We start from the raw sequence: 21370 nt of genomic DNA, 5'->3' as shown, positions 1-21370 counted from the left end.
AAGAGGGGAAGCGTTACCAAGCTTCTTCCCTTTTCACTCAACTAGGAGTTATCCCATGCAACCCGCCCCTCTCAACCTCAAATCTCGCCGCCCCGCCAATCTCGCCCTGGTCGATCGCCCCCAAACCTCACCCAGCGAAGGATTTCTCGTCTTCGATCGCGTCTCCAAGAGCTACCCCACCGGTAAGGGCACCTTCCCCGTCCTCGAAAACGTCAACCTGACCATCCAGCAGGGCGAATTTGTCTGCTTCATCGGCCATTCTGGCTGCGGCAAATCGACCCTGCTCAGCCTGGTCTCAGGCTTTCAGCAGGCTACGGGGGGCTCCGTCACCCTCAACGGCCAACCCATCCTCAAGCCCGGCCCCGATCGCATGGTGGTGTTCCAAAACTACGCCCTGTTGCCCTGGCGCACGGTATTTGAGAACGTCTACCTGGCCGTAAAAACCGTGTGGCCCGAGAAGCCCGAGGCCCAGAAACGGGCGATCGTGCGCGACCACCTGGCCATGGTGGGGCTGACTGAGGCCGCCGACAAGCGCCCCGACCAGATCTCCGGCGGCATGCGCCAGCGAGTCTCTATCGCCCGCGCCCTGGCCATTCGCCCCGAGGTGCTAGTGCTCGACGAGCCCTTTGGGGCGCTGGATGCGATCACCAAAGAAGAGCTTCAGGAAGAACTGCTGAAGATCTGGAACGAGCACCGCTGCACCGTGCTGATGATCACCCACGACATCGACGAGGCGCTGTTTTTGGCCGATCGCCTGGTGATGATGACCAACGGCCCCGCCGCCACCATCGGCGAGGTGATGACCATCCCCTTCGAGCGGCCTAGAGATCGCGACCAGATCATGGAAGACCCGCAGTACTACCAGCTGCGCAACCACGCCCTCGACTTTCTCTATAACCGCTTTGCCCACGACGAGTAGAGAACCCTCGTCCCGATTCAGTATTCGGGGTGCATCACAATCCGTAGATAAGACATCTCCTGACCTCCTGCCCACGGTAGTTGACGCTGCTGTGGGCGTTTCTTTGGCGTAGGCTGAGAGGTAGCCCGTCACCCTAGAAAGACGCGTTACGCCCAACAGCCTTTTCAACGTTTCCGTCGTTCAACATGCCATGACCGATCTGTTTGCCCACCGTGTCGCCATCCTCGCCACTATGCACCGCAAAGAGCAGGCGATCGCCCCCCTACTCAAAACCCTGGGCGTCACCATCACCGTGCCTCCGGCCTTTGACACCGACGGCTTTGGCACCTTTACCGGCGAGGTCAAGCGCCCCGCCGACCAGCTCACCACCGCCCGACTCAAGGCTGAGGCCGCCCTAGAAGGCACTGGGGAAACCCTGGCGATCGCTAGCGAGGGCAGCTTTGGGCCGCACCCGCAGATTCCGTTTGTGGCCTGCGATCGCGAAATCGTGCTGCTGCTCGACCAGCAGCACCAGCTCGAAATTGTCGGTGAATACCTCTCTACCGATACCAACTATCGCCAGCAGGATATTCGCAGTTGGCCAGAGGCCGAAGCCTTTGCCACCGCCGTCGGCTTCCCCAGCCACGGGCTGATTGTACGGGCCGACGACACCGCGATCGCCAAGGGCATTACCACCTACGAAGAGCTAGAAACGTCAGTGACCAAGGCCATTCAGCAGTCGAACCGCGGCATAGCCCGCCTCGAAACCGACATGCGCGCCCTCTACAACCCCACCCGCATGCAGGTCATTGCCCAGGCTACCCAAGCGCTGCTCAACACCATTGCCCAAGCTTGCCCCGCCTGCGGCTGCCCCGGCTTTAGTGAGGTAAAACGCTGGCCAGGCCTACCCTGTGGCCAGTGCGGCACCCCTACGCTCATGACCCTTTCAGTGCGATACCAGTGCCAGCGATGCCAGCACCAGCGAGACGACCGCTGTCCTGACTCACCGCCCGTGGCAGACCCCAGCTACTGTCCCTACTGCAACCCCTAGGGCTAGCTAACAGCACTATGATTCTGCTTCACCATCTCATGTGCTGACGCAGGGCTTCATTAATCAAAGTTGGTCAACTGGCAGCCCAGGGCTTTTTGCCGTACTAGCACTGGTTGTGAAGGGGCGGGACGACCTGTTCGAATCGCACAGAGGGTGACATTCAGAAAGATCTAGGTCATAAAACTCAGCAGCGTATCCCAGAGCCCGGCATTATTTTCAGCCGCTTTGAGAATGTCATCCCACAGCTGGGGCGGGGCCTGAACCAGGGTATCGTGAGCGATGATAGCGGGCCAGTTGAGCTTCAGGGGGTCGGCTCCGGCTACCCCGGCAGCCTGCATCGCCGTCAAAAATTCTTCGGCGATGATGCCATAGCCAATGGTTGTGGGGTGAACATTGTCGAGGCTAAACAAGCCCCCGTGCAACCGGGTCGCATTGCGCGTATCAAACCGCAGCGTGCTGGGCACCGGGGTCAGTTTTAGCAGCGGATGGTCGGGGAGGCCTTTGCGACGGTAGTACTCAATTAAGGGCAGCCCTGGGGTATCGGTGCTGTTGTTGCGCTTGACCGCGAGGGTGTCTAAAATCGCCCCGACATCGACGATCGCCCACTGGCTGCCCTGGCGGCCCACAATCTCGCGAATTGCTCCATTAAAGGCGTCAATGCGCTGGTCAATGGCGATTACCTGGGCCTTGGTCAGATGGCGGCGCTGGGGTGGGTTGCCGATAGTTTGGGCGGCATAAAACGAGCCGTAGTACTCAAAGTAGGTGCCATCGAAGTCCCCCAGCCCTCGGGTAATGGGTGGAATGGTGACGTGGGGCACGGTGCCCACAAAGACCTTGGTGGTGGGCAAAATCACCGGGGCGATCGCCTCCACCAGGGCCGCAAAGTCGCGCTTAAACAGGTGCAGGTTGGTCAGGTTCCAGCGGCGGCGGGCCACCGGGTCGTTGAGCTGCCCGTCTTGCTCTAGCCGTTGCACATCGGCATCGGTCATATCCTTCAGCTCTAGATCGAGCACCGTACCCAGACAGTCGTTGGCCCCCAGCCAGAGAATCAGGGCATCGAGCTGGCCTTCTTTTTGCACAATGGCCTTGAGGTTATCGACCTGAGTCCAGGTGGCCTTGGCGCTACTAAAGTTGGGATTTAGCACCTGCTTAGCGGTGCGGTACATGGGGGCCGAGGGCAGGCCAAAAAAGTCGTTTTCGATCCAGCCTTCTTCTCGGTTGATGGTTTTGTCGCAGTAGGCCCAGTTGATCGTAAAACTGTCTACTACCTTAAAGCCCCACACGGCTAAATTGTGGTAGCTGCCGCCAAAGGAGGCGGGCCGAGACCCAGCCCCCCGCTCATAGATGTCTTCGACGCCATCGACATACTGGTTCAGCAAGGTCGGAAACCGCACCACCCACTCCCAGGGGTCAATCTCGCTACCGAGCGATCGCTCCATCGAGCGCAGCAATCCTTCAATATTGAGCGGCAGCCCGCTGCCCGCAAAGGAGGGGATGGGAAACTCCGTGGGCACCCTCAGGCCCAGGGTTTTGGCAATCAGGGTGGGAAAGGCCAGATCGGTGCGCGAAATCGCTCCGCTTTGAAAGCCCTGGGTGAGGCTGTCGCCAATGGCAACGAGTTTAGCCATAGGATTAAGTATCCTTAAACGCTCTATTTTTTCCAGCGTAGTGCCAGCACCTGATGTTTTGGGGCTAAATTGCCAGCGCCCAGGGCAGCAGGGGCTACGGCATTCACCCAGACAGGGTTGCGATGAGGCATCAAGGGTCTCAGTCTAGCCCGCCCAGCCGATCAGGGGGCCAAAACCGAAACACGGCCCGACCAATTAGGTGATCTTGTGGCACAAAGCCCCAGTAATGAGAGTCAAAGCTTTCGTTGCGGTTATCGCCCAAAACCAGGTAAGCATCGGGGGGCACCGTCACCGGCCCGTACTGATAGTCGGGCCTGGCCGCAATGTAGGGTTCTGTCTGGGGTTCGCCGTTAATATAGAGCTGGCCGGTTTTGACTTCTATCACATCCCCTGGCAGACCCATCAACCGCTTAATATAGGCATCTTTTGTGCCGAGCTGATCGGGCGGATAAAACACCACAATATTGCCCCGCTGGGGAGTGCCAAAGTCGTAGCTGAGCTTTTCGATAATCAGGCGATCGTTGATCTCTAGGGTAGGCAACATCGAGCCCGAGGGAATATAGCGGGCCTCGGCCACAAAGGTGCGAATGCCAAAGGCCAACAGCACACTCAGGCCGAGAGTTTCAATGGTTTCGCGCAGCACGCCCTTAGATTTGCGGGCGTTAGAGGGATGGGGATTGGAGTCGGTCATGGGAGGGGGAATGGGTGAGGGGTGGATGGGTGGGACGTGGGGATGAAGTTCTAGATTTTGAGTTTTGAATTTTAATTCCTCTACCCGTCACTACCCCACTAAGACTGAAAGCTGATCACCGTCTGCGCGTGGTCATCATCGGTAACCGTGCAAGAAAGAATTATCCCATCTTCGTCGGTAATGATGCTAACGGCCTGGGGAAACAGGATGCGGTGGGCATAGGTGACTGCACCCGCTCCCAAGGGGCGATCGATGGTAATAACTAAGGCGTTGCCATAGTCGAGCCGGTCGTAGGTGATGGCCCATAGCGGCTGGTGGCGCAGCATCTCAAAATCGCCCATTTGAGCATCTACCAATTTTAGAGTAATCAGACGGCCCCGATTGTCGTCGGTGCATTGATCAAAAAACTCTGGCCAAACCGCCTGGGGAATCTCGATTTGATAGCGCTCATAAGACAGTTCCAGGTGCATCGGTCATCTCCTGAGAATGGGTCTTAGCCTAAGGGCGATCTGTGTCAATACCATGGCAACAGTGTGACAAACTCAGCCCTTTTTAGGCTCTGCAACACCGCTGAAATACCCCTGACACACCATTGCCACACTGGGTAATTAACGTTAACCACCAAATCAATCGCTGCTCTCACTCAGAAAGGACAGACACTATGACAACCTGCGTTCGAGACCGCCAAATTCTCCCCACTGGCCACCGCCCGGCCCGCCCAATCTCCGTCCTTGACTATGAAGCCGAGGCCCTGCGCCGCTGTGAACAGGGCAAACTCTACCTGGAGATGGGCCGCTATCTAGAGGCGCTGGCGCAGTTTGAGCAAGCACTAAACGTTCACCCCCACGACATCGAGAGCTGGTACAGCCGCGCCGATGCTCTAGCTTGTCTAGGTCACTACAATGACGCCCTGCAAAGTCTAGAGCAGGCCCAGGAATTGGCTGGGTTTGACGATATTCGGCTTTGGGTGCAAAAGGCGGTACTGCTCATCTTGCTCAACAAACCAGAGGCGGCACTCACCTGTTGCAACCAGGCCCTTTGGCGATCGCCCAACCACCGCCAAGCCTGGCTATTTCGCGGCGTAGCCCTGCACTATTTAGGGCAGTTTCAGGCCGCTTACCGCAGCTATCAGCGGGTCTCACAACCAGTCCTATCGTCTACCGCCGACTCAATCCGGAGGCTTTACCATGACCTTGCCCCTCATCACCAGGCTAGTTAACGTTGTTCATGACGGATGGGCTATTGGCCAAAATACGGTTCAACGATCCGGCTAAGGGTACGGCTAAAATCAGGCCGAGCAAGCCTCCCAGCTGAACTCCTAAAAGGAGAGAAATTAAAATCCAAATGGGGTTGAGGCCAACTAGATTACCAAGAATTTTAGGGGCTAGGGCCTGGTCGATGATCTGATCGGCGAGGAATGCGATCGCTAGCACCTCACCCCCCAGCGCAATGCTCTTAAAGCTCACCACAATGGCGGCGACTACAATTCCAACTGTGTCACCAAAGGGAATCAGCGTTAACAACCCAATACCCATACCAAAGACCAACCAGTAGGGAACTTTGAACAGAAAAAATAGGCTCGTCAACGCCAGGGCCATAATCAGGGCGATGGTGGCCTGGCCCACAAAAAAGTTACGAAACTGCTCTTGAAACGCGAGCTGTATTGAGTCAGACACATCTTTGGGCAGCCAACCCAGCAGCCCTTGCCAAAAAGCATCGCCATGGAGCAAGAGATACAGCGTAAAGACCGCAGTGACAATGACTTCTATCAGGCGATCGGCAATGCCCCGCACAATGACTAAGGTTTGATCGGGCAGCTGTACCAGTTCATCGGGCAAGAGTTTCGCCAGTTGCTCTACTAGCGCTGTGACATCTAGGGGAATTCGCTTAGCGATCAGCCAGGTGTCTAAGGTCTGGAACTGTTGGCTGCCTGACGCTAGCCAGGCGGGCAACCGATTGGCTAAATCGCCCAACTGCAAGAGCAAAACTGGAACCAACATGAGGCCTAAAACGCCCACTAGGGCGATCGCGCTCAGCCCAATTAGCGCAATGCTCACCTCTCTGCTCAGCCCTTGTTTTTCAAGCTGCTCAACCGGATAGTTGAGTACAAACGCTAGCAGCGTAGCCATGATCAAGATGGTAAACGGGGTCTGAAAGGTTAGAAAAACTCTATAGAGTAACCAGCCATTCAAAATAGTCAGGGGAATGGCAATTTCCCACACCAGCCATTGAGGCAGTTGGTTAAATGGTTGCATCATGGCGCTAGGCAAACCCTAAAATTTCTTGTTATGGGTATTTGAAGATCCGTCAGGAAATAGCCAGGCCAAAATTCCCATGCTGACCAAGAGTAACAGGGCCAGAACCAGTGCTCCTGCTGGAACTGATAGCGCAACCATAGCAGACACCTCAGTGAGTTGTTCACCCTCACTCTATGGATTGCCCATGGCTAAGCTGTGGCTAGGCTGTGTCAATCTGCTCTGATTTTAAGCCTGGGGTAGAGAGAAGCGAAAGGTGCTGCCCTGACCCACGGTGCTCTCAACCTCGATGGGGCCGCCGTGTAGATCGAGCAGCTCTTCACGGATCTCGTAAACCACCCGCCCCACGCTGGCGATCGCAGCCATTTGATCTAGATGACCCAAAAACAGGTGATGGGAGGCGGCGCGGCTAATCACAATAAAGCTGCCTACCCCCACCAGCATGGCCACCAGGAGAGAGAGAAACAGCCACCCCCGGAGCCCTACTCGCATCAGGCCTCATCCTCAAATCTGTAGCCCATACCCACCACCGTTTTTCTGTTAAACCGTTGAAAGATTCGTCAACACGCAGTTGACCAGAGCGGTAGGTCAACCGTTGAGGGATCATCCCGCCTTTCTGTGCAAATAATTCCAACGAAAACATGCTTTGACCAGCGACTACGGCACTGTTGAAGTATCTCGATTGATGCTGGGAGATACGACTCATGCTGTCAGCAGATCCTCAAACCTGGGTGGGGTTATCGTCGTCAGATGTGGCGGAGCGGCTGAGCCGAGAGGGTTATAACGAGCGGCCTGCCTCTGACCACCGCACCTTTTTGACCCTGGTGCTAGAGATCGCGCGCGCGCCGATTTTTTTGCTGTTGGTGGGCTGGGGCGCGATCTACTGGGTGTTGGGGGGCGGCGTGGTGTTTTTGGCGCTGATTCTCTACGGGCCGCTGCTGCAAAACCTGTTTCGCTTTTCGACGCTGCACCCCCTTGACCTGGCGATCTGCGTCGGGGCGGGGGTGCTCAGCACCCTCTGGTTTGAGGTGCTCAAGCTCTGGCCCCGCCAGGGCAAGCAACACATCAGGTAAAAGCCATTGCTTGTAGGTTAGGCACCCATGACTCACCTGACTCACCCTGGAAATCACCCCAAGGCCCCGCAACTGGACAGGTTTTGGAGCCTACCTGCCGATCAGGTGCTTCGGCAGACAGGCTCTAGTCCCACCGGGTTAAGCAGCCTAGAAGCCAAGCAGCAGCTGATCAAATACGGGGCCAACAGCCTCAAGCAAACGCGCAAGTCTAGCCCCTGGCTGTTGTTGATTAATCAGTTCAAGAGTCCGATTATCTTGATTCTGATTTTTGCGGCGGTGCTGTCGATCTTTTTGCAAGATGCGATCGATGCAGTCATCATTCTAACGATTGTCTTGATCAGCGGGCTGCTGGGGTTTTGGCAAGAGCAAGGGGCATCCAACGCGGTTGAGAAACTCTTGGCGCTGGTGCAGGTAAAAGCCACCATCCTGCGGGATGGTCAGGCTCAAGAAATCCCTAATCAGGCGGTGGTGCCGGGGGATATTGTGGTGTTTTCTGCGGGCAAAACGATTCCTGGCGACTGCCTGATTTTAGAGTCAAACGATCTGTCGGTGGCGGAAGCCGCCCTGACCGGAGAAACCTACCCGGTGGACAAGTTCAGCGGCGTACTGCCCGAGGGCACCGGGCTAAGCCAGCGCACCAATACCCTCTACATGGGCACCAATGTGATTAGCGGCACGGCCAAGGCCGTCGTGGTGCACACCGGCAAGGCAACTGAGTTTGGCAAGGTGTCGGAGCGGTTGAAGCTCAGACCCACTGAAACCGAATTTGAACGGGGACTCGGCAAGTTTGGCTACTTTTTGATGGAAGTGACGCTGATCTTGGTGGTACTGATTTTTGTCGTCAATGTCTACCTCGATCGCCCGGTGCTACAGTCCTTGCTATTTTCCCTGGCGTTGGCGGTGGGGTTGACGCCACAGCTGCTGCCGGCGATCGTCAGCGTCAATCTGGCACGGGGAGCGAAGAAAATGGCGACCAAACAGGTGATTGTGAAGCACCTACCCGCCATTGAAAACTTTGGCAGCATGAATGTTTTCTGCACCGACAAAACCGGCACCCTGACCGAAGGCGAAGTCAAAATTCATGGGGCAGTAGATGCCGCAGGGAATATCAGCGAGGATGGTGCCTTGCCCCAGGCCGATCGCGTGCTCTTTTACGCTTACTTAAATGCAGCCGCTGAGTCAGGCTACGTGAATCCGATTGATGCGGCCATTCGCGACCACAAAGCCTTTGACATTTCTGCCTATGAAAAGCTCGGCGAAGTACCCTACGACTTTAATCGTAAGCGGTTAAGTATTCTTTTTAAAGTAGGAGATGCGTCTTTGATTATCACCAAGGGCGCGCTAAAAAATATTTTAGAGATTTGCTCCACTGTTGAAATAGCTGAGGGCAAAACCATTGATATTGCTGATCAGCGTCAAAAACTGCTGCAACAGGCATCGAATTTGGGCGATCGGGGTTTTAGAACCCTAGGCGTAGCCTATCGCCAGTTTGATCGCGATAATTTCCATAAAGACGATGAAGTGGCTATGACCTTTTTGGGCTACCTGGCCCTCTTTGACCCACCCAAGGTGGGCATTGCTGACACCCTCAAAGCCCTAGAAGATTTGGGGATCACGCCCAAGATGATTACCGGCGACAGCCGGGCGGTGGCGATGAGCATCATCCAGCAGGTTGGCCTGCCTGAACCCAAGGCGTTGACCGGGCCGGAACTAGAGAAACTTAGCGATGAAGCCCTGCTGCATCAAGTTCAACACACCAATGTGTTTGCTGAAGTAGAACCCAACCAAAAAGAGCGCATCATTATCGCCCTCAAAAAGGCGGGCAATGTGGTGGGCTATCTGGGCGACGGCATTAACGATGCCTCGGCGCTCCACGCCGCCGATGTGGGCATCTCGGTAGAGAGTGCGGTGGATGTGGCCAAGGAAGCCGCTGACATTGTGCTGATGCAAAAGAATTTGAATGTCTTGGTTGAGGGGGTGAAGGAAGGTCGGGTGACCTTTGCCAACACCCTGAAGTATGTTTTTATGGCCACCAGCGCCAATTTTGGCAATATGTTTAGCATGGCGGGCATTTCGCTAGTGCTGCCCTTTTTGCCGCTGCTGCCCAGCCAGATTTTGTTGACTAACCTGCTCACTGATTTTCCAGAATTGACGATTGCTACCGATCGCGTCGATCGCACCCAGGTCAGTCAGTCCCACCGCTGGAATATGCACTTCATTCGCAATTTCATGCTGGTGTTTGGGTTGCTGAGTTCGGTATTTGACTACCTTACTTTTGGGACATTGCTACTGGTGCTGCACGCTGATCAGGCTCAGTTTAGAACGGGGTGGTTTATGGAGTCAGTGATCTCGGCTTCGATGATTGTGCTGGTAATTCGCACGCAGCAATCGATGCTTCAGAGCAAGCCCAGCCGGGCGCTGTTGTTTATGACAATCGCGATCGCTCTGATCACCCTGTTTCTGCCCTATACGCCACTGGCAGATTGGCTCGGATTTCAGGCGCTGCCGATTGAGTTTCTGGCATTGATGGCCGCCATTGTGGGCCTCTATATTCTTAGTGCCGAAACCGTGAAACGAGGGTTCTACCGTCGTGTAAAGTTTTAACTCAGAATCAGCCTTAGCAACCCTAGAACAGGGTTTCCCATCAGGGCTGTATTTTCAACGAACTCAGCTCAAATGAGCGATCGCACAGGACATATATCCCTAGGTTAGGATATCTCCTTTTCCAGGGATTTTCTTAATATCTCTACTTAATATATGCTTCAATCTCTTTAATAATTAATAGACAAATTGGGGAATTCTCACGATGTATTTCAACCGCGTTAAATTAACTATAGCTCGCTAAAATTAAGCTATATCTTTAGCGATTCATGGCTATGACCCAACTGATGCCTGGAGCGGCAACCCAACCGCCGAGTTCTCCAGAGGTGGGCTCTAAGGCTAGGCCCAAGTCGCCCCCCCGGCTGCTAATTTTGCTGGGGCTAGTGGCGATTGCCGGTGCAGGGGCGGCGACCTGGTATGGGTTAACGCGCCCCGTCGAGCAGGGGCTACAGGTCAGCGGTCGCCTAGAAGGCTATGAAACCGACGTGGGGGCCAAGACCGGCGGGCGGATTGACTTTATTGCCGTTCGGGAGGGGGCGGCGGTCAGCCAGGGAGAACTGCTGGTGCGCATTGACGACGCTGACGTGCAGGCCCAGCTCCAGGGGGCCAAGGCGCAGGTCACAGCGGCCCAGAGCCAGGTGCAGACGGCCCTGTGGCAGGTGAATGTGATTGGCAATCAGCTCCAGGGGGCGCGGCTGAATGTGCAGCAATCGCAGCAGGTGGAGCAGGGTCAGGTTTACCAAGCCCAATCGAATCTGGCCACGGCTGAGGCCCAACTTCAGCAAGGATTAGCGCAGCTTAAGTTGGCCAAGGTAGAGCGCGATCGCAATGCCCAATTGGTCAGTCGGGGGGCCATCTCCCAGCAGCAGTTTGACCAGACCCAGACCGCCTTTGAAGCGGCCCAGGCCACCGTTGACGCCAACAAAAAACAGGTCGAATCGGCCAGGGGAGCGCTGACATTGGCGCAGTCGTACCAGTACAACCCCGCGATTCAAACGGCTCAATTAGACGCCCTGCTGGGGCAGCAGCAGGCGGCCCAGGCCCAGCTGCAAACCGCCCAGGCCAACGTTAAAAATGCCCAGGCGGCCCAGCAGCAAATTGAGGCGCAAATGGCCTACCTCACCATTATCAGCCCCATCGATGGGGTGGTGACGGCCCGCACCAAAGAACCGGGCGCTGTTATCACCAACGGGCAAACGGTGTTGACCCTGGTCGATCTCAACTCGGTGTACCTGCGGGCCTACGTGCCAGAGGGCGACATTGGCAAGGTTCGGGTCGGCCAGCCCGTCAAGGTCTTGCTCGACTCCAATCCCAATCAGCCGCTGGAGGGCAGCGTTGCTGTAATCGATCCGGTGGCTTCCTTCACCCCAGAAAATGTTTATTTCAAGGCCGATCGCGTTCAGCAGGTGTTTGGCATCAAAATTGCCATCCACAATCCCAACGGCTTTGCCAAGCCCGGCATGCCCGCCGATGCCGAAATTGAGCTGGAATAAACCGCATCCCATGGTGATTTCCCCCTTAGACAGCACTCCTCAGCCCCCGCTGTCGAGCCCGACTGCCCCCGCCATCATTCAGGTACAGGGGTTGCACAAACGCTACAGTCGAGTGGCGGCGGTACAGGGCATTGATTTTTCGGTGGCGGCTGGGGAGGTGTTTGGGCTGATTGGCCCCGATGGCGCTGGCAAAACCACCACTTTTCACATTCTGGGGGGCATTCTAGAAGCCAGCCTGGGCACGGTGCGGGTGCTAGGGCAGAAGCCGCGAACAGCCCGAGCGCAAATTGGCTATCTGACCCAGCAATTTTCGCTCTACCTAGACCTGAGCATCGATCAAAATCTGCGCTACATTGCGGGGCTGCGAAATCTGCCCGATCGCCTGTTTGCCGAACGGCGGGCCAAATACCTGCGGCTGATGAATCTGGAGAATTTTGGCGATCGCCTGGCGGGTCAGCTCTCCGGCGGCATGAAACAAAAGCTGGCCCTGTGCTGCTCACTGATCTACAAACCCGAGGTGCTGCTGCTAGACGAGCCCACTACCGGGGTTGACCCGATCTCGCGGCGCGAGTTTTGGGATGTACTGGCCGCCCTGGCCAGTGAGGGCGTCACCATCGTTGTGGCCACCCCCTACCTGGATGAGGCAGAACGCTGCAATCGGGTGGCCCTCATGTATGGGGGACAAATTCAGCAGATTGGCACCCCAGCGGAACTAAAGGCCAGCCTGGGGCTGCATCGGCTGGAGGTGCGTACCGCTGCTTTGGAAACGGCTGAGCGGGTGTTGATGGCGGGGCGAGGCGGGGCGGGTAAGGAGTGGGGGGATGGGGGAGTGGGTAGTTGGGGGCGCGGAACAGGGGAAACGATCGAATCTGAAATCCCACATCCCACATCTGAAATTGTGGATGTGCAGACCTTTGGCGATCGCCTAGATGTGTTGGTCAAGGACGAGCAGGCAGGGCCGGCGGCGGTGCGCGGGCTGTTCCAGCAGCACGATCTGACCCTGGACAGGATTGATTCATCCCCACCTACCCTAGAAAATGTGTTTGTCACCCGGCTGCGCCAGCAGGGGTCAGAGCCAGCCCTGATTCCCTTTCCGCGATCGCGCCCTGTCTCCCAGCGGGTGGGGTCGGCCTCCCCCGCCATCTATGCCAACCAGCTCAACCGGGTCTTTGGCAACTTTCAGGCGGTCAAAAATGTGAATGTGGCGGTGCGCTACGGCGAAATCTTTGGCCTGCTGGGGGCCAACGGGGCCGGCAAAACCACCACAATCAAAATGCTCTGCGGCCTGCTAGAAGCTAGCTCTGGCGATATTGCCCTGGGCGGTGAGACCGGCGACCTGCGCAGCCAAAGCCTGCGGCGACGGCTGGGCTATATGAGCCAAAAATTTACCCTCTACGACGACCTCAGCATTCGGCAAAATCTAGACTTTTATGGCGGGGTGTATGGCATTCCCCAGCGGCTGCGCCAGGAAAAGATTGCCTGGGTGCTGGCCATCTGCGGCCTAGAGGGGCAGGAGAGCCTGCTCACCGGGCAGCTCCCCGGCGGCTGGAAGCAGCGGGTGGCCTTTGGGGCGTCGGTGATGCACGAGCCCGAGATTCTCTTTTTAGACGAGCCGACCTCTGGCGTAGACCCCCTGGCGCGACGGCAGTTTTGGCGGCTGATCAACGAGTTTGCCCGCCAGGGCACGGCAATTTTGGTCACCACCCACTATTTAGAAGAAGCCGAGCAATGCAATCGGCTCAGCTTTATGGTCGCTGGCGAAACCGTGCTAGAGGGCTCTCCCACCCAGATCAAAGCGGCCCAGCCCGGCAGGCTGATCGAGCTGGTGCCCGATCGCAACCAGGCGGCCTCTGACCGGCTGAAGCAAACCCTGGAGCCCTGGCGCGTTTCGATCTTTGCCGATCGACTGCATGTGGTGGTCGATGACCCCGCCACCGACATCCCTCGCCTGCAAGCGCTGCTCCAGGCGGCGGGCATTGCGGTGCTGTCGGTGAGGCAGATTCCCTACTCCCTCGAAGATGCCTTCATTGGCACCGTACAACGCGCGGAGCAAAGGCCACTATGAAGCGAATCTGGGCACAGTGGGTCAAGGAACTAGTGCAATTTCGCCGCGATCGCCTGACGGTGGGGCTGGCGTTTGTTCTCCCCCTGCTGACCCTGCTTATTTTTGGCTTTGCCATTCGCCTAGAGGCCAAAAACATTCCCCTCTACGTGCAAGACTTTGACCGCAGCAGCCTGAGTCGCACCTACACCGATCGGCTATTTGCCACCCAGCAGTTTGAGCCCGCCGCCTGGGCCAGTACCGCGCCAGCGGCGGCGATCGACGCGGGGGTAGCCAAGGCGGTGGTGATTATTCCCCCCGACTTTAGCCGCCAGATTAGATCCAACCAGCAGGCCGCAGTGCAGGTCTTGGTAGATGGCTCCGACGTGAACAATGCTCGGGTGATTCAAAACAGCATTCAGGCCACCACCCGGTTCTTTTTAACCAATGATTTAGCCAATTATGGCGTTCAGGCCGACAGCCGCCCGGCAGCGGCCACCCCACCGGTCAAGGCCCACGTCCGGCTGTGGTTTAATCCGGGGCGCAAGGAGTCGCTCTACATCGTGCCCGGCGTGTACGCGGTGGTGCTGTGGATTTTTCCGTCGCTGCTGGCGGCGATCGCCATGGTGCGCGAAAAGGAACAGGGCACCATTTTGCAGGTCTACGCCTCCAGCCTCACCGCCACCGAGCTGATTTTGGGCAAGGCCCTGGCCTACGTCACCATTGCCTTTGGTGAGGCGATCGCAGTAATGGGGCTGGGCGGCCTGATCTTCCGCGTGGGGCTGGCGGGTGACCCCACCCCCCTGCTGGTGGGCACCACGATTTTTCTGGCCGATGCGGTGCTGTTTGGGCTGCTGCTGGGCATTCGCACCCGCAACCAAAACGGGGCGGTGCAGGGGGTTTCCCTGGTGGGTTTTACCACGGCCCTGCTGCTGTCGGGCTTCATCTATCCCCTCAGCAACATTCCCTTTCCCCTGTCGCTGATTTCTAACCTGGTGCCCGCCCGCTACTTCATCGTCATCACCCGTGATGCCTTTGTGCGGGGCATCGGCTGGCCCAGCGTCTGGCTAGACACCCTGGTGATGCTGGTCATTGGCCTGGTGCTGTTTCACCTGGCCCGCCGCAGCCTGACCCCGATGCAGCTCCGTGAGTAGGCGTGTCCCCATGAAAGCGATTTTGGCATTCTTTAAACGCCTCTGGGACAGCCGCTTTTGGGCGCTGACCCACAAGGAAATTGACCAGATTTTGCGCGATCGCCAGCTGCTGGTGCTGCTGATTGTGCCGCCCATTTTGCAGCTGTTGCTCTACGGCTTTGCCCTCAACCCCAATGTGCAGTACCTGAAGTTGGGGGTGGTCGATTATGCCCAGGTCTCTGCCAGCCGCGAACTGATTGCGGCGCTGACGGAAAATCGCGTGTTTGTCATCGACAGCTACCCCGCCAGCGAGCAGCAGCTGGCCCAACAGGTGGAAGCAGGTCAGCTCACAGTCGGCCTGGTGATTCCCCCCGACTTCAACCGCAACCTCAAGGACGGCAAGCCCGCCGATATCCAAATTTTTATCGATGGGGTCGATGCCAACACGGCGGGCATCGCCAGCGGCTACATCGCCCAAATTGTCAACCGCTACAACCGACAACTGGCCGAGGTGCAGACCACACCCGCCGTGGCCGCCGAGGTGATCTTTCTCTACAACCCTGGGCTGATCAGCAGCTGGTTTTTTGTGCCGGGGGTGATGGGGCTAGTGCTGACCATCATCGGCACCATGATTTCGGCGGTGGCGGTGGTGCGCGAAAAAGACACCGGCACCCTGGAACAACTGCTGATGACCCCCGCCAGCGCCTGGGAGATTTTGATGGCCAAGGTGGTGCCGATATTCTTCCTGCTGATGGGCGATATGCTGTTTGCCCTCACCCTGGGGCGGCTGATTTTTGGCCTGCCGTTTCGGGGCAGTTTTCTATTATTTATTGGCCTATCGGGCATGTATCTGTTTGTCAGCATCAGCCTGGGCATTATGCTGGCCACCATTTCCGAATCCCAGCAACAGGTGGTGCTGACCTCTTTTTTCATTAACCTGCCCCTGGTGCAGACCTCTGGTGCGATCGCCCCGATCGAAACCATGCCGCCGTTCTTTCAAATGCTGTCGCTGCTCAATCCGCTGCGCCACTACATCGCCATTGTGCGGGGCATTTTGCTGAAGGGGGTGGGCCTAGAGGTGCTGTGGGTACATGCCCTGGCCCTGGTAGTCTTTGCCGTCGTACTGATGAGCATTAGCGTCAGCAAATTCCGCAGTCAGCTGAGCTAACTCACGTTTTACCATGGCCCGCCGCCCTCACCCCTGCGCCTCTCCCCAGGGAGAGGGGTTCTAAAGCTGGGGCCATGGCCAGGTGGGAGCCGATCGATTAGGGATATTCAAACAGGTTTTCAGCTTAGCGGCGCGCCTGGGTCGAAGACCTGGCCGCAATCGCCCCCCGCAGCTGGTCGATCGCCGTTACATATTGGCTATCTTGTTCAGTGCCGATGCGATCGGGATGCATCCACAGGTCTTGCTGGGCCGCTTCGGGCGACTCGGCCACCACGTCGGGAGCAATACCTTTGTGGTTAATGTCGGCTCCCGAAGGGGTGTAGTAGTGGGCGATGGTGACATTCAACCCCGAGCCATCTGCCAGTCGGTTGACCGACTGCACCAGGGCTTTGCCAAAGGTTTGGGTGCCTACCACCGTGGCCCGGCGATCGTCTTGCAGCGCCCCAGTGAGCACCTCGCTGGCGCTGGCCGAGTTGCCGTTGACCAACACCACCAGGGGTTTGTCGGTAATGGCCGTGTGGTTGGCGCTGACCTCTTCGGCATGGCCAGCCCGGTCTACGGTGCGCACGATCGCCCCCTCATCTAGCCACATACGGGCGATCGCGATCGCCTGATCCAAGATCCCCCCCGGATTGTTGCGCAGGTCGAGCACATAGCCCTCGACCTGTTGCTGTTCAAGGCTTTTAATCGCCCGCTCCATCTGGTCGGCAGACTGGGCGTTAAATTCGTTCAGGCGCAGGTAGCCAATCCGCTGCCCCTCGGTTTCTCGCAGGGCCGAGGTCACCACCGGCAGGTCAATGCGGGCGCGGGTGAGGGTAATGGCAAAGGGGGCCGTATCGTTGCGCTGCATCAGCAACTCTACCGTCGTACCCGCCTCGCCCCGAATCTGGCTGGCGGCGGCTTCCACGGTCATGCCCTGGGTTGAGGCCCCATTGATCTGCAAAATGTGATCCCCAGGCTGCACGTTAGCCGCCATCGCCGGAGACCCTTCAATCGGCTGTACCACCACCAGCGCCTCGGTCTCGGGGTCAAGGGCAAGGCGCATACCCACCCCCACTAGCTGCCCACTGGTCTGGCTCGAAAACGCCTGAAACTCCTCCGGCGTCATAAACCGGGTGTAGGGGTCGTCGAGCTTGGCCAGCATGGCTTCCAGCGCGGTATAGGCGGCATCGGGCGAGGTATATTCCTGCCCTAGCAGCGACTGCCGCTCCTGCACCCAGTCCACCTGGTTGAAGTTGGGGTCAACGTAGGAGCGGTGAACGATTTGCCAGGCCTCGTCTAAAACGCTCTTGGGGCTATCTTGCCAGGCGGCCCAGGCCGTTGTGGTGAGTACTGGCAACCCGATTAGCGTCAGGGTTGAGGTGAGGGTCAGGGCTTTTTCGGCAGGCGACCAGGCGGCGATCTTAGGAGCTAAGGCAAACCAGTGGCGAAATTTAGGCATAGCACGGCAGTAGGTGTAGGTACTGGCCACAGATTTGTAGGAAGCTGAAACCGACGTGTGCGGGCATCACCAGGATGCTAGGGCAGAGGATCTGCTGCCGCCGGGTCAGACTCAATCGTCTGTAGATAGGCCTGAGTGTAACCAATTGCTATGGCAGATCTGTGACAGAGGTTTGACAAACCCGCAGTGGATCAGCTCAGGCCGTGCCTCCGGTATCGATCAGCTGTCGTTAGCCCACCCCTAGAAACAAAGTAGTAACCGACGATCAAGGCAATCCGTTGCCATTGGGCTTAAACCGTCCCCTAGACTGAAAGTGACCTCCCATGAGCTAGGCCTCGGGTATGTTGAGCAAGCGATCGCAACTTAGCCTGTGGTCGGCCACCGCGCTGACGGCCCTGGTGGGTCTGGTGAATCTGTGGTCAGCGGTGACGCCCGGGCTGCCCCATCGGGTGGCGTGGTTGCAGGAGCTGTTTCCGGTTGAGATGCGCGTTGGTGCCCATATCTTTGCCGCCCTGAGTGGGTTCTTTTTGCTGCTGCTGGCAGCCAATCTGCTACGGCGCAAGCGGGTGGCCTGGGGGCTAGCGGTGGGGCTACTGGTGGTTTCTATCCTGAGCCACCTGGTCAAAGGGCTAGACATTGCCGAAGGGTTGCTGTCGCTGGTGCTGCTGGGGCAGCTGCTGTGGCTGCGCCCGCTCTTTACCGCTCAGTCCGATCGCCCCTCGGTATTGCAAGGGCTGCGGGTGCTGGCAGGGGCGCTGTTGTTTACGCTGGCCTACGGCACTCTGGGCTTTTGGCTGCTCGATCGCCACTATGCCACCCCCTTCAGCCTGTCCGAGGCCGTGGGCCAAACCCTGGCCATGTTTTTTACCGCCGACAATGGCGGGCTAGTGTCCACGACCCAGTTTGGGCGTTATTTTGCCGACTCTATTTATATTGTGGGCGGGGTGACGCTGCTCTACGCCGCCTGGATGCTGTTTCGCCCGGTGATCTTTCGGGGGGCGGCCAGCGAAGCTGAACGGCAGCGGGCCAAGGCCATTGTCGAGCAGCACGGGAGGTCTTCCCTGGCGCGGTTTGCCCTGCTCGACGATAAATCTTACTACTTCAGCCCGGCGGGACAGACAGTGATTGCCTACGTAGCCAAGGGCCGGGGGGCGATCGCCCTGGGTGACCCCATCGGGCCAGAGGCCGACCAACCGGCAGCTATTGCTGGCTTTCGAGAATTTTGCGCCAGCAACGACTGGCACCCCGCCTTTTACCAAACCCTGCCCGATCACCTGGCGCTTTACCAGTCCCTGGGGTTTCGCACGCTCAAAATTGGCGAAGAAGCCGTGGTCGATCTGGCTCAGTTTACCCTGGAGGGCAAGGCGGGCCGCAACCTGCGCACGGCGACCAATAAGTTCACCAAGCAGGGCTATCGGGTGCAGTACTATGCGCCGCCCCTGGGCGATGACCTGCTGGCGGAGCTACAGGCAATTAGCGATGACTGGCTCGGGGCGATGGAGGGGGCCGAAAAGAAGTTTTCCCTGGGCTGGTTTGATCTCGACTATTTGCAAACCTGTGACATCGCCGTGGTGGAAGATCCCCAGGGCATCCCCATGGCCTTTGCCAACCTGGTGCCCGAGTACCAGCGCAATGAGGCCACGATCGACCTGATGCGTCACCGCCACGACGGATCGCACGGCGCGATGGATTTTTTGTTTGTGTCGCTGATGCAGCACTGCCAGGCCCAGGGCTACGACAGCTTTAACCTGGGGCTGGTGGCCCTCTCTGGGGTGGGCGACCTGCCCCAGGCTACCCCCATTGAAAAGGGCATGCACTACCTCTACGAGCACCTCAACACGATCTACAACTTCCAGGGTCTGCGGGCCTACAAAGACAAATTTCACCCCCGCTGGGAACCCCGCTACTTTGTGTATCCCCATCTGGGGGAACTGCCCGAGGTGGTGATGGCTCTGGTGCGGGCCGATGCGGGCGATCGCCTGCAAGACTACTTTGGGGCTCAGTTTTTGAGCACTGCCCTCACCTATGGCCTCAAGCGCCTCTCTCACGCGGTGCCCATTTTGCTTAGCCTGGGCCTGTTTGCCCTGTCGATTTGGGCGATCGCCAGAGAGCTGCGCCAGCACCAGCCCGGCGACATTCTGACCAGTATTACCGCGATTCCAGCCTGGGCTCTGGGGGGTGCGATCGCCCTGACCGCAATCAATTACATCTTTCTCACCGGCTACGACACCCTGGCGGCCCGGTTTGTGCGGCAGCCCTTGCCCTACGCCAAAACGGCTCTGGTGGCGGTGATCAGCTACGGCATCAGCAACAGCGTGGGCCTCGCCCTGCTCAGCGGCAGCGCCATTCGCTATCGCTTTTACACCGCCTGGGGGCTGAGCCTCGGCAAAATTGCCCAGATGATCGCCTTTTGCAACCTCAGCTTTTGGCTGGGTCTGTTTATGGTGGGCGGCCTGGTGTTTACCCTAGAGCCGCTCGCGGTGCCCAGTCTGCTGCACCTGCCCTTTCAAACCGCGCACCCCCTGGGCATTGTGTTTCTGGCAGTCATGGGGGCCTATCTATTGCTCAGCAGCTTTAGCCGCCGTTCGGTCAAAATCAAAGGCTGGGTGCTACCCCACCTGCCTCCCAAACTGGCCCTGAGCCAGATCGTCATTACTTCCTGCGACTGGGCGCTGGCGGCGGCGGTACTCTATGTGCTGCTGCCCGCCCATCCCGACTTAAACTACTTCATCTTTTTTGGCAGCTACCTGCTGGCCCAAATCGCCGGGGTGATCAGCAATGTGCCGGGAGGTCTAGGGGTATTTGAAACGGTGCTGATCTTGCTGATCTCGCCGCCCATACCCTCGGATCAACTGCTGGGGGCGCTGGTGGTGTACCGGCTGGTCTACTACTTTTTGCCCCTGCTGACGGGGGTGGGGCTGCTGGCGCTCTACGAGCTGCGGCGTCGCCGGGTGGCCATGAGCAAGCCCAGCTAGGGTTGCGATCGCCTAGCCGCTCGTGATGGGGCAACCAAACTGAGAAGACACAACCCCGCTTCCCAATCGACAAAATCGTAGGGGCAAAATCGTAGGGGCAAACGGCATTTGCCCAGTAGATCGAGAATATGGAATTCGGAGGCTGATGCCTGCCGCTCATGCCCTGGTGCTGAGGGAATAGCAAAAACGGTCGGCCCGAGATATGGTTTCGCCGTACAGCACCGGCTGGCTATTGGTCGAGTAGGCTGTGTAGCGATAAACCATGAGAGGATGCCCCAGGGGTACCTCTAGATAGCTGCTCATAGCGTAGTCGGCGTGGGTACATTCAATCACCGCGTCGATCTGATCAATGGGGATGTTGTTTTGGGCTAGGGTGGGAAAGGTCATCTGCTGGCCCAGAACGGGGGCAAAACGCTGGCCCAGTTCAGCGATCAGGTAGGAGATATCTACCGCACCGGCAGCTCCATCCATGCGGAAAAGCTTTTTTTGCAAATACACCCAGGACTGTGGTGCAGTGCCTAGGGCAAGGGCTACTTCGGCGGCGGCCTTAACCGGCTCAAAGGCCAGGTTTTCAAAGCTAAAAGCGATGCCTTGGCGAGCCATGTCTTGCTCTAAAAACACCAGCGGGCTAGAGAGGGAATAGGCAACTTTTTTCTGGGGGGTGACAAAGACCCCCTTGCCTCGGTAGGCGATCGCCAGCCCCTGACCGACCAAATTGGCCACCGCCTGCCGCACCGTAATCCGGCTGACGCTGAAGGTTTCCATCAGCTGATGCTCGCTGGGTAACTTGTCGCCAGACTGGTACTCCCCCGCTTCGATCTGGTGGCGTAGCTTTTCTGAAATGCTGATGTGTAAGGGAGTAGACATACCAAAAGAGCAGGCAGTGGGCAACGACAGATATCTTCAGCAGCTACTTGGCCAC

Annotated in this window: 17 protein-coding genes and 1 pseudogene; 11 read left to right on the top strand and 7 right to left on the bottom strand. The window is 57.8% G+C overall.

What is annotated here, in order from left to right:
- Nucleotides 1–55: 55 nt before the first annotated feature.
- Complete coding sequence (locus tag AC0QKW_RS08535; protein ID WP_473150633.1) at nt 56–919, top strand: nitrate ABC transporter ATP-binding protein; 864 nt, start codon at nt 56–58, stop codon at nt 917–919.
- A gap of 190 nt (nt 920–1109) precedes the next feature.
- Complete coding sequence (locus AC0QKW_RS08530; RefSeq protein WP_473150632.1) at nt 1110–1949, top strand: DUF6671 family protein; 840 nt, start codon at nt 1110–1112, stop codon at nt 1947–1949.
- Nucleotides 1950–2119: 170 nt separating this feature from the next.
- On the opposite strand, the gene AC0QKW_RS08525 is transcribed toward AC0QKW_RS08530, so the two are convergent.
- The 3 genes from AC0QKW_RS08525 to AC0QKW_RS08515 all read right to left on the bottom strand — a co-directional run bounded on the left by AC0QKW_RS08525 (nt 2120) and on the right by AC0QKW_RS08515 (nt 4738).
- Complete coding sequence (locus AC0QKW_RS08525; protein ID WP_473150631.1) at nt 2120–3577, bottom strand: SGNH/GDSL hydrolase family protein; 1458 nt, start codon at nt 3575–3577, stop codon at nt 2120–2122.
- A gap of 139 nt (nt 3578–3716) precedes the next feature.
- Nucleotides 3717–4268: a signal peptidase I gene (lepB, locus tag AC0QKW_RS08520; RefSeq protein WP_473150630.1), complete on the bottom strand. Its 552-nt coding sequence runs from the start codon at nt 4266–4268 to the stop codon at nt 3717–3719.
- A gap of 98 nt (nt 4269–4366) precedes the next feature.
- A complete protein-coding gene (locus tag AC0QKW_RS08515; protein WP_473150629.1) occupies nt 4367–4738 on the bottom strand; it encodes a DUF5335 family protein in 372 nt (123 codons plus the stop codon).
- 191 nt (nt 4739–4929) lie between these two features.
- Between AC0QKW_RS08515 and AC0QKW_RS08510 the strand changes: the two genes are divergently transcribed.
- The gene (locus tag AC0QKW_RS08510; RefSeq protein WP_473150628.1) at nt 4930–5487 is read left to right on the top strand and encodes a tetratricopeptide repeat protein; all 558 of its coding nucleotides are present in this window, start codon (nt 4930–4932) and stop codon (nt 5485–5487) included.
- Here AC0QKW_RS08510 and AC0QKW_RS08505 read toward each other — a convergent pair.
- Complete coding sequence (locus AC0QKW_RS08505; RefSeq protein WP_473150627.1) at nt 5480–6526, bottom strand: AI-2E family transporter; 1047 nt, start codon at nt 6524–6526, stop codon at nt 5480–5482. The genes AC0QKW_RS08510 and AC0QKW_RS08505 overlap by 8 nt on opposite strands.
- A 225-nt stretch (nt 6527–6751) precedes the next feature.
- Nucleotides 6752–7015 (bottom strand): hypothetical protein, encoded by a 264-nt coding sequence (locus AC0QKW_RS08500; RefSeq protein WP_473150626.1) that lies wholly within the window; start codon nt 7013–7015, stop codon nt 6752–6754.
- A gap of 212 nt (nt 7016–7227) precedes the next feature.
- Between AC0QKW_RS08500 and AC0QKW_RS08495 the strand changes: the two genes are divergently transcribed.
- From AC0QKW_RS08495 to AC0QKW_RS08470, 6 genes are all read left to right on the top strand, one after another.
- Entirely contained in the window at nt 7228–7596 is a 369-nt protein-coding gene (locus AC0QKW_RS08495) for a cation transporting ATPase C-terminal domain-containing protein (protein ID WP_473150625.1), read from the top strand.
- A gap of 27 nt (nt 7597–7623) precedes the next feature.
- The gene (mgtA, locus tag AC0QKW_RS08490; RefSeq protein ID WP_473150624.1) at nt 7624–10200 is read left to right on the top strand and encodes a magnesium-translocating P-type ATPase; all 2577 of its coding nucleotides are present in this window, start codon (nt 7624–7626) and stop codon (nt 10198–10200) included.
- Between the two features lie 272 nt (nt 10201–10472).
- Nucleotides 10473–11690, top strand: coding sequence for an HlyD family secretion protein (locus AC0QKW_RS08485; protein ID WP_473150623.1), 1218 nt, complete (start codon nt 10473–10475; stop codon nt 11688–11690).
- Between the two features lie 10 nt (nt 11691–11700).
- A complete protein-coding gene (locus tag AC0QKW_RS08480) occupies nt 11701–13755 on the top strand; it encodes an ATP-binding cassette domain-containing protein (RefSeq protein ID WP_473150622.1) in 2055 nt (684 codons plus the stop codon).
- On the top strand, nt 13752–14885 hold the full coding sequence (locus AC0QKW_RS08475; protein ID WP_473150621.1) for an ABC transporter permease: 1134 nt from the start codon (nt 13752–13754) through the stop codon (nt 14883–14885). The genes AC0QKW_RS08480 and AC0QKW_RS08475 overlap by 4 nt, the downstream gene beginning before the upstream one ends.
- A gap of 10 nt (nt 14886–14895) precedes the next feature.
- The gene (locus AC0QKW_RS08470) at nt 14896–16032 is read left to right on the top strand and encodes an ABC transporter permease (protein WP_473150620.1); all 1137 of its coding nucleotides are present in this window, start codon (nt 14896–14898) and stop codon (nt 16030–16032) included.
- A gap of 124 nt (nt 16033–16156) precedes the next feature.
- On the opposite strand, the gene AC0QKW_RS08465 is transcribed toward AC0QKW_RS08470, so the two are convergent.
- Nucleotides 16157–17503 (bottom strand): S41 family peptidase, encoded by a 1347-nt coding sequence (locus tag AC0QKW_RS08465; protein WP_473150619.1) that lies wholly within the window; start codon nt 17501–17503, stop codon nt 16157–16159.
- Between the two features lie 311 nt (nt 17504–17814).
- Between AC0QKW_RS08465 and AC0QKW_RS08460 the strand changes: the two are divergent.
- Together AC0QKW_RS08460 and AC0QKW_RS08455 are read left to right on the top strand one after the other, a co-directional pair.
- A pseudogene (locus AC0QKW_RS08460) lies at nt 17815–19467 on the top strand (bifunctional lysylphosphatidylglycerol flippase/synthetase MprF); the annotation flags it as partial.
- A gap of 57 nt (nt 19468–19524) precedes the next feature.
- Nucleotides 19525–20448: a lysylphosphatidylglycerol synthase domain-containing protein gene (locus tag AC0QKW_RS08455; RefSeq protein WP_473150651.1), complete on the top strand. Its 924-nt coding sequence runs from the start codon at nt 19525–19527 to the stop codon at nt 20446–20448.
- Nucleotides 20449–20604: 156 nt separating this feature from the next.
- Here the strand turns inward: AC0QKW_RS08455 and AC0QKW_RS08450 are convergent, their stop codons facing one another.
- The gene (locus AC0QKW_RS08450) at nt 20605–21315 is read right to left on the bottom strand and encodes a GntR family transcriptional regulator (protein ID WP_473150618.1); all 711 of its coding nucleotides are present in this window, start codon (nt 21313–21315) and stop codon (nt 20605–20607) included.
- Nucleotides 21316–21370: the final 55 nt, after the last annotated feature.

The organism is Pseudanabaena sp. PCC 9330 (genome assembly GCF_055795045.1).
This window is presented reverse-complemented; position numbering and strand designations above follow the sequence as displayed.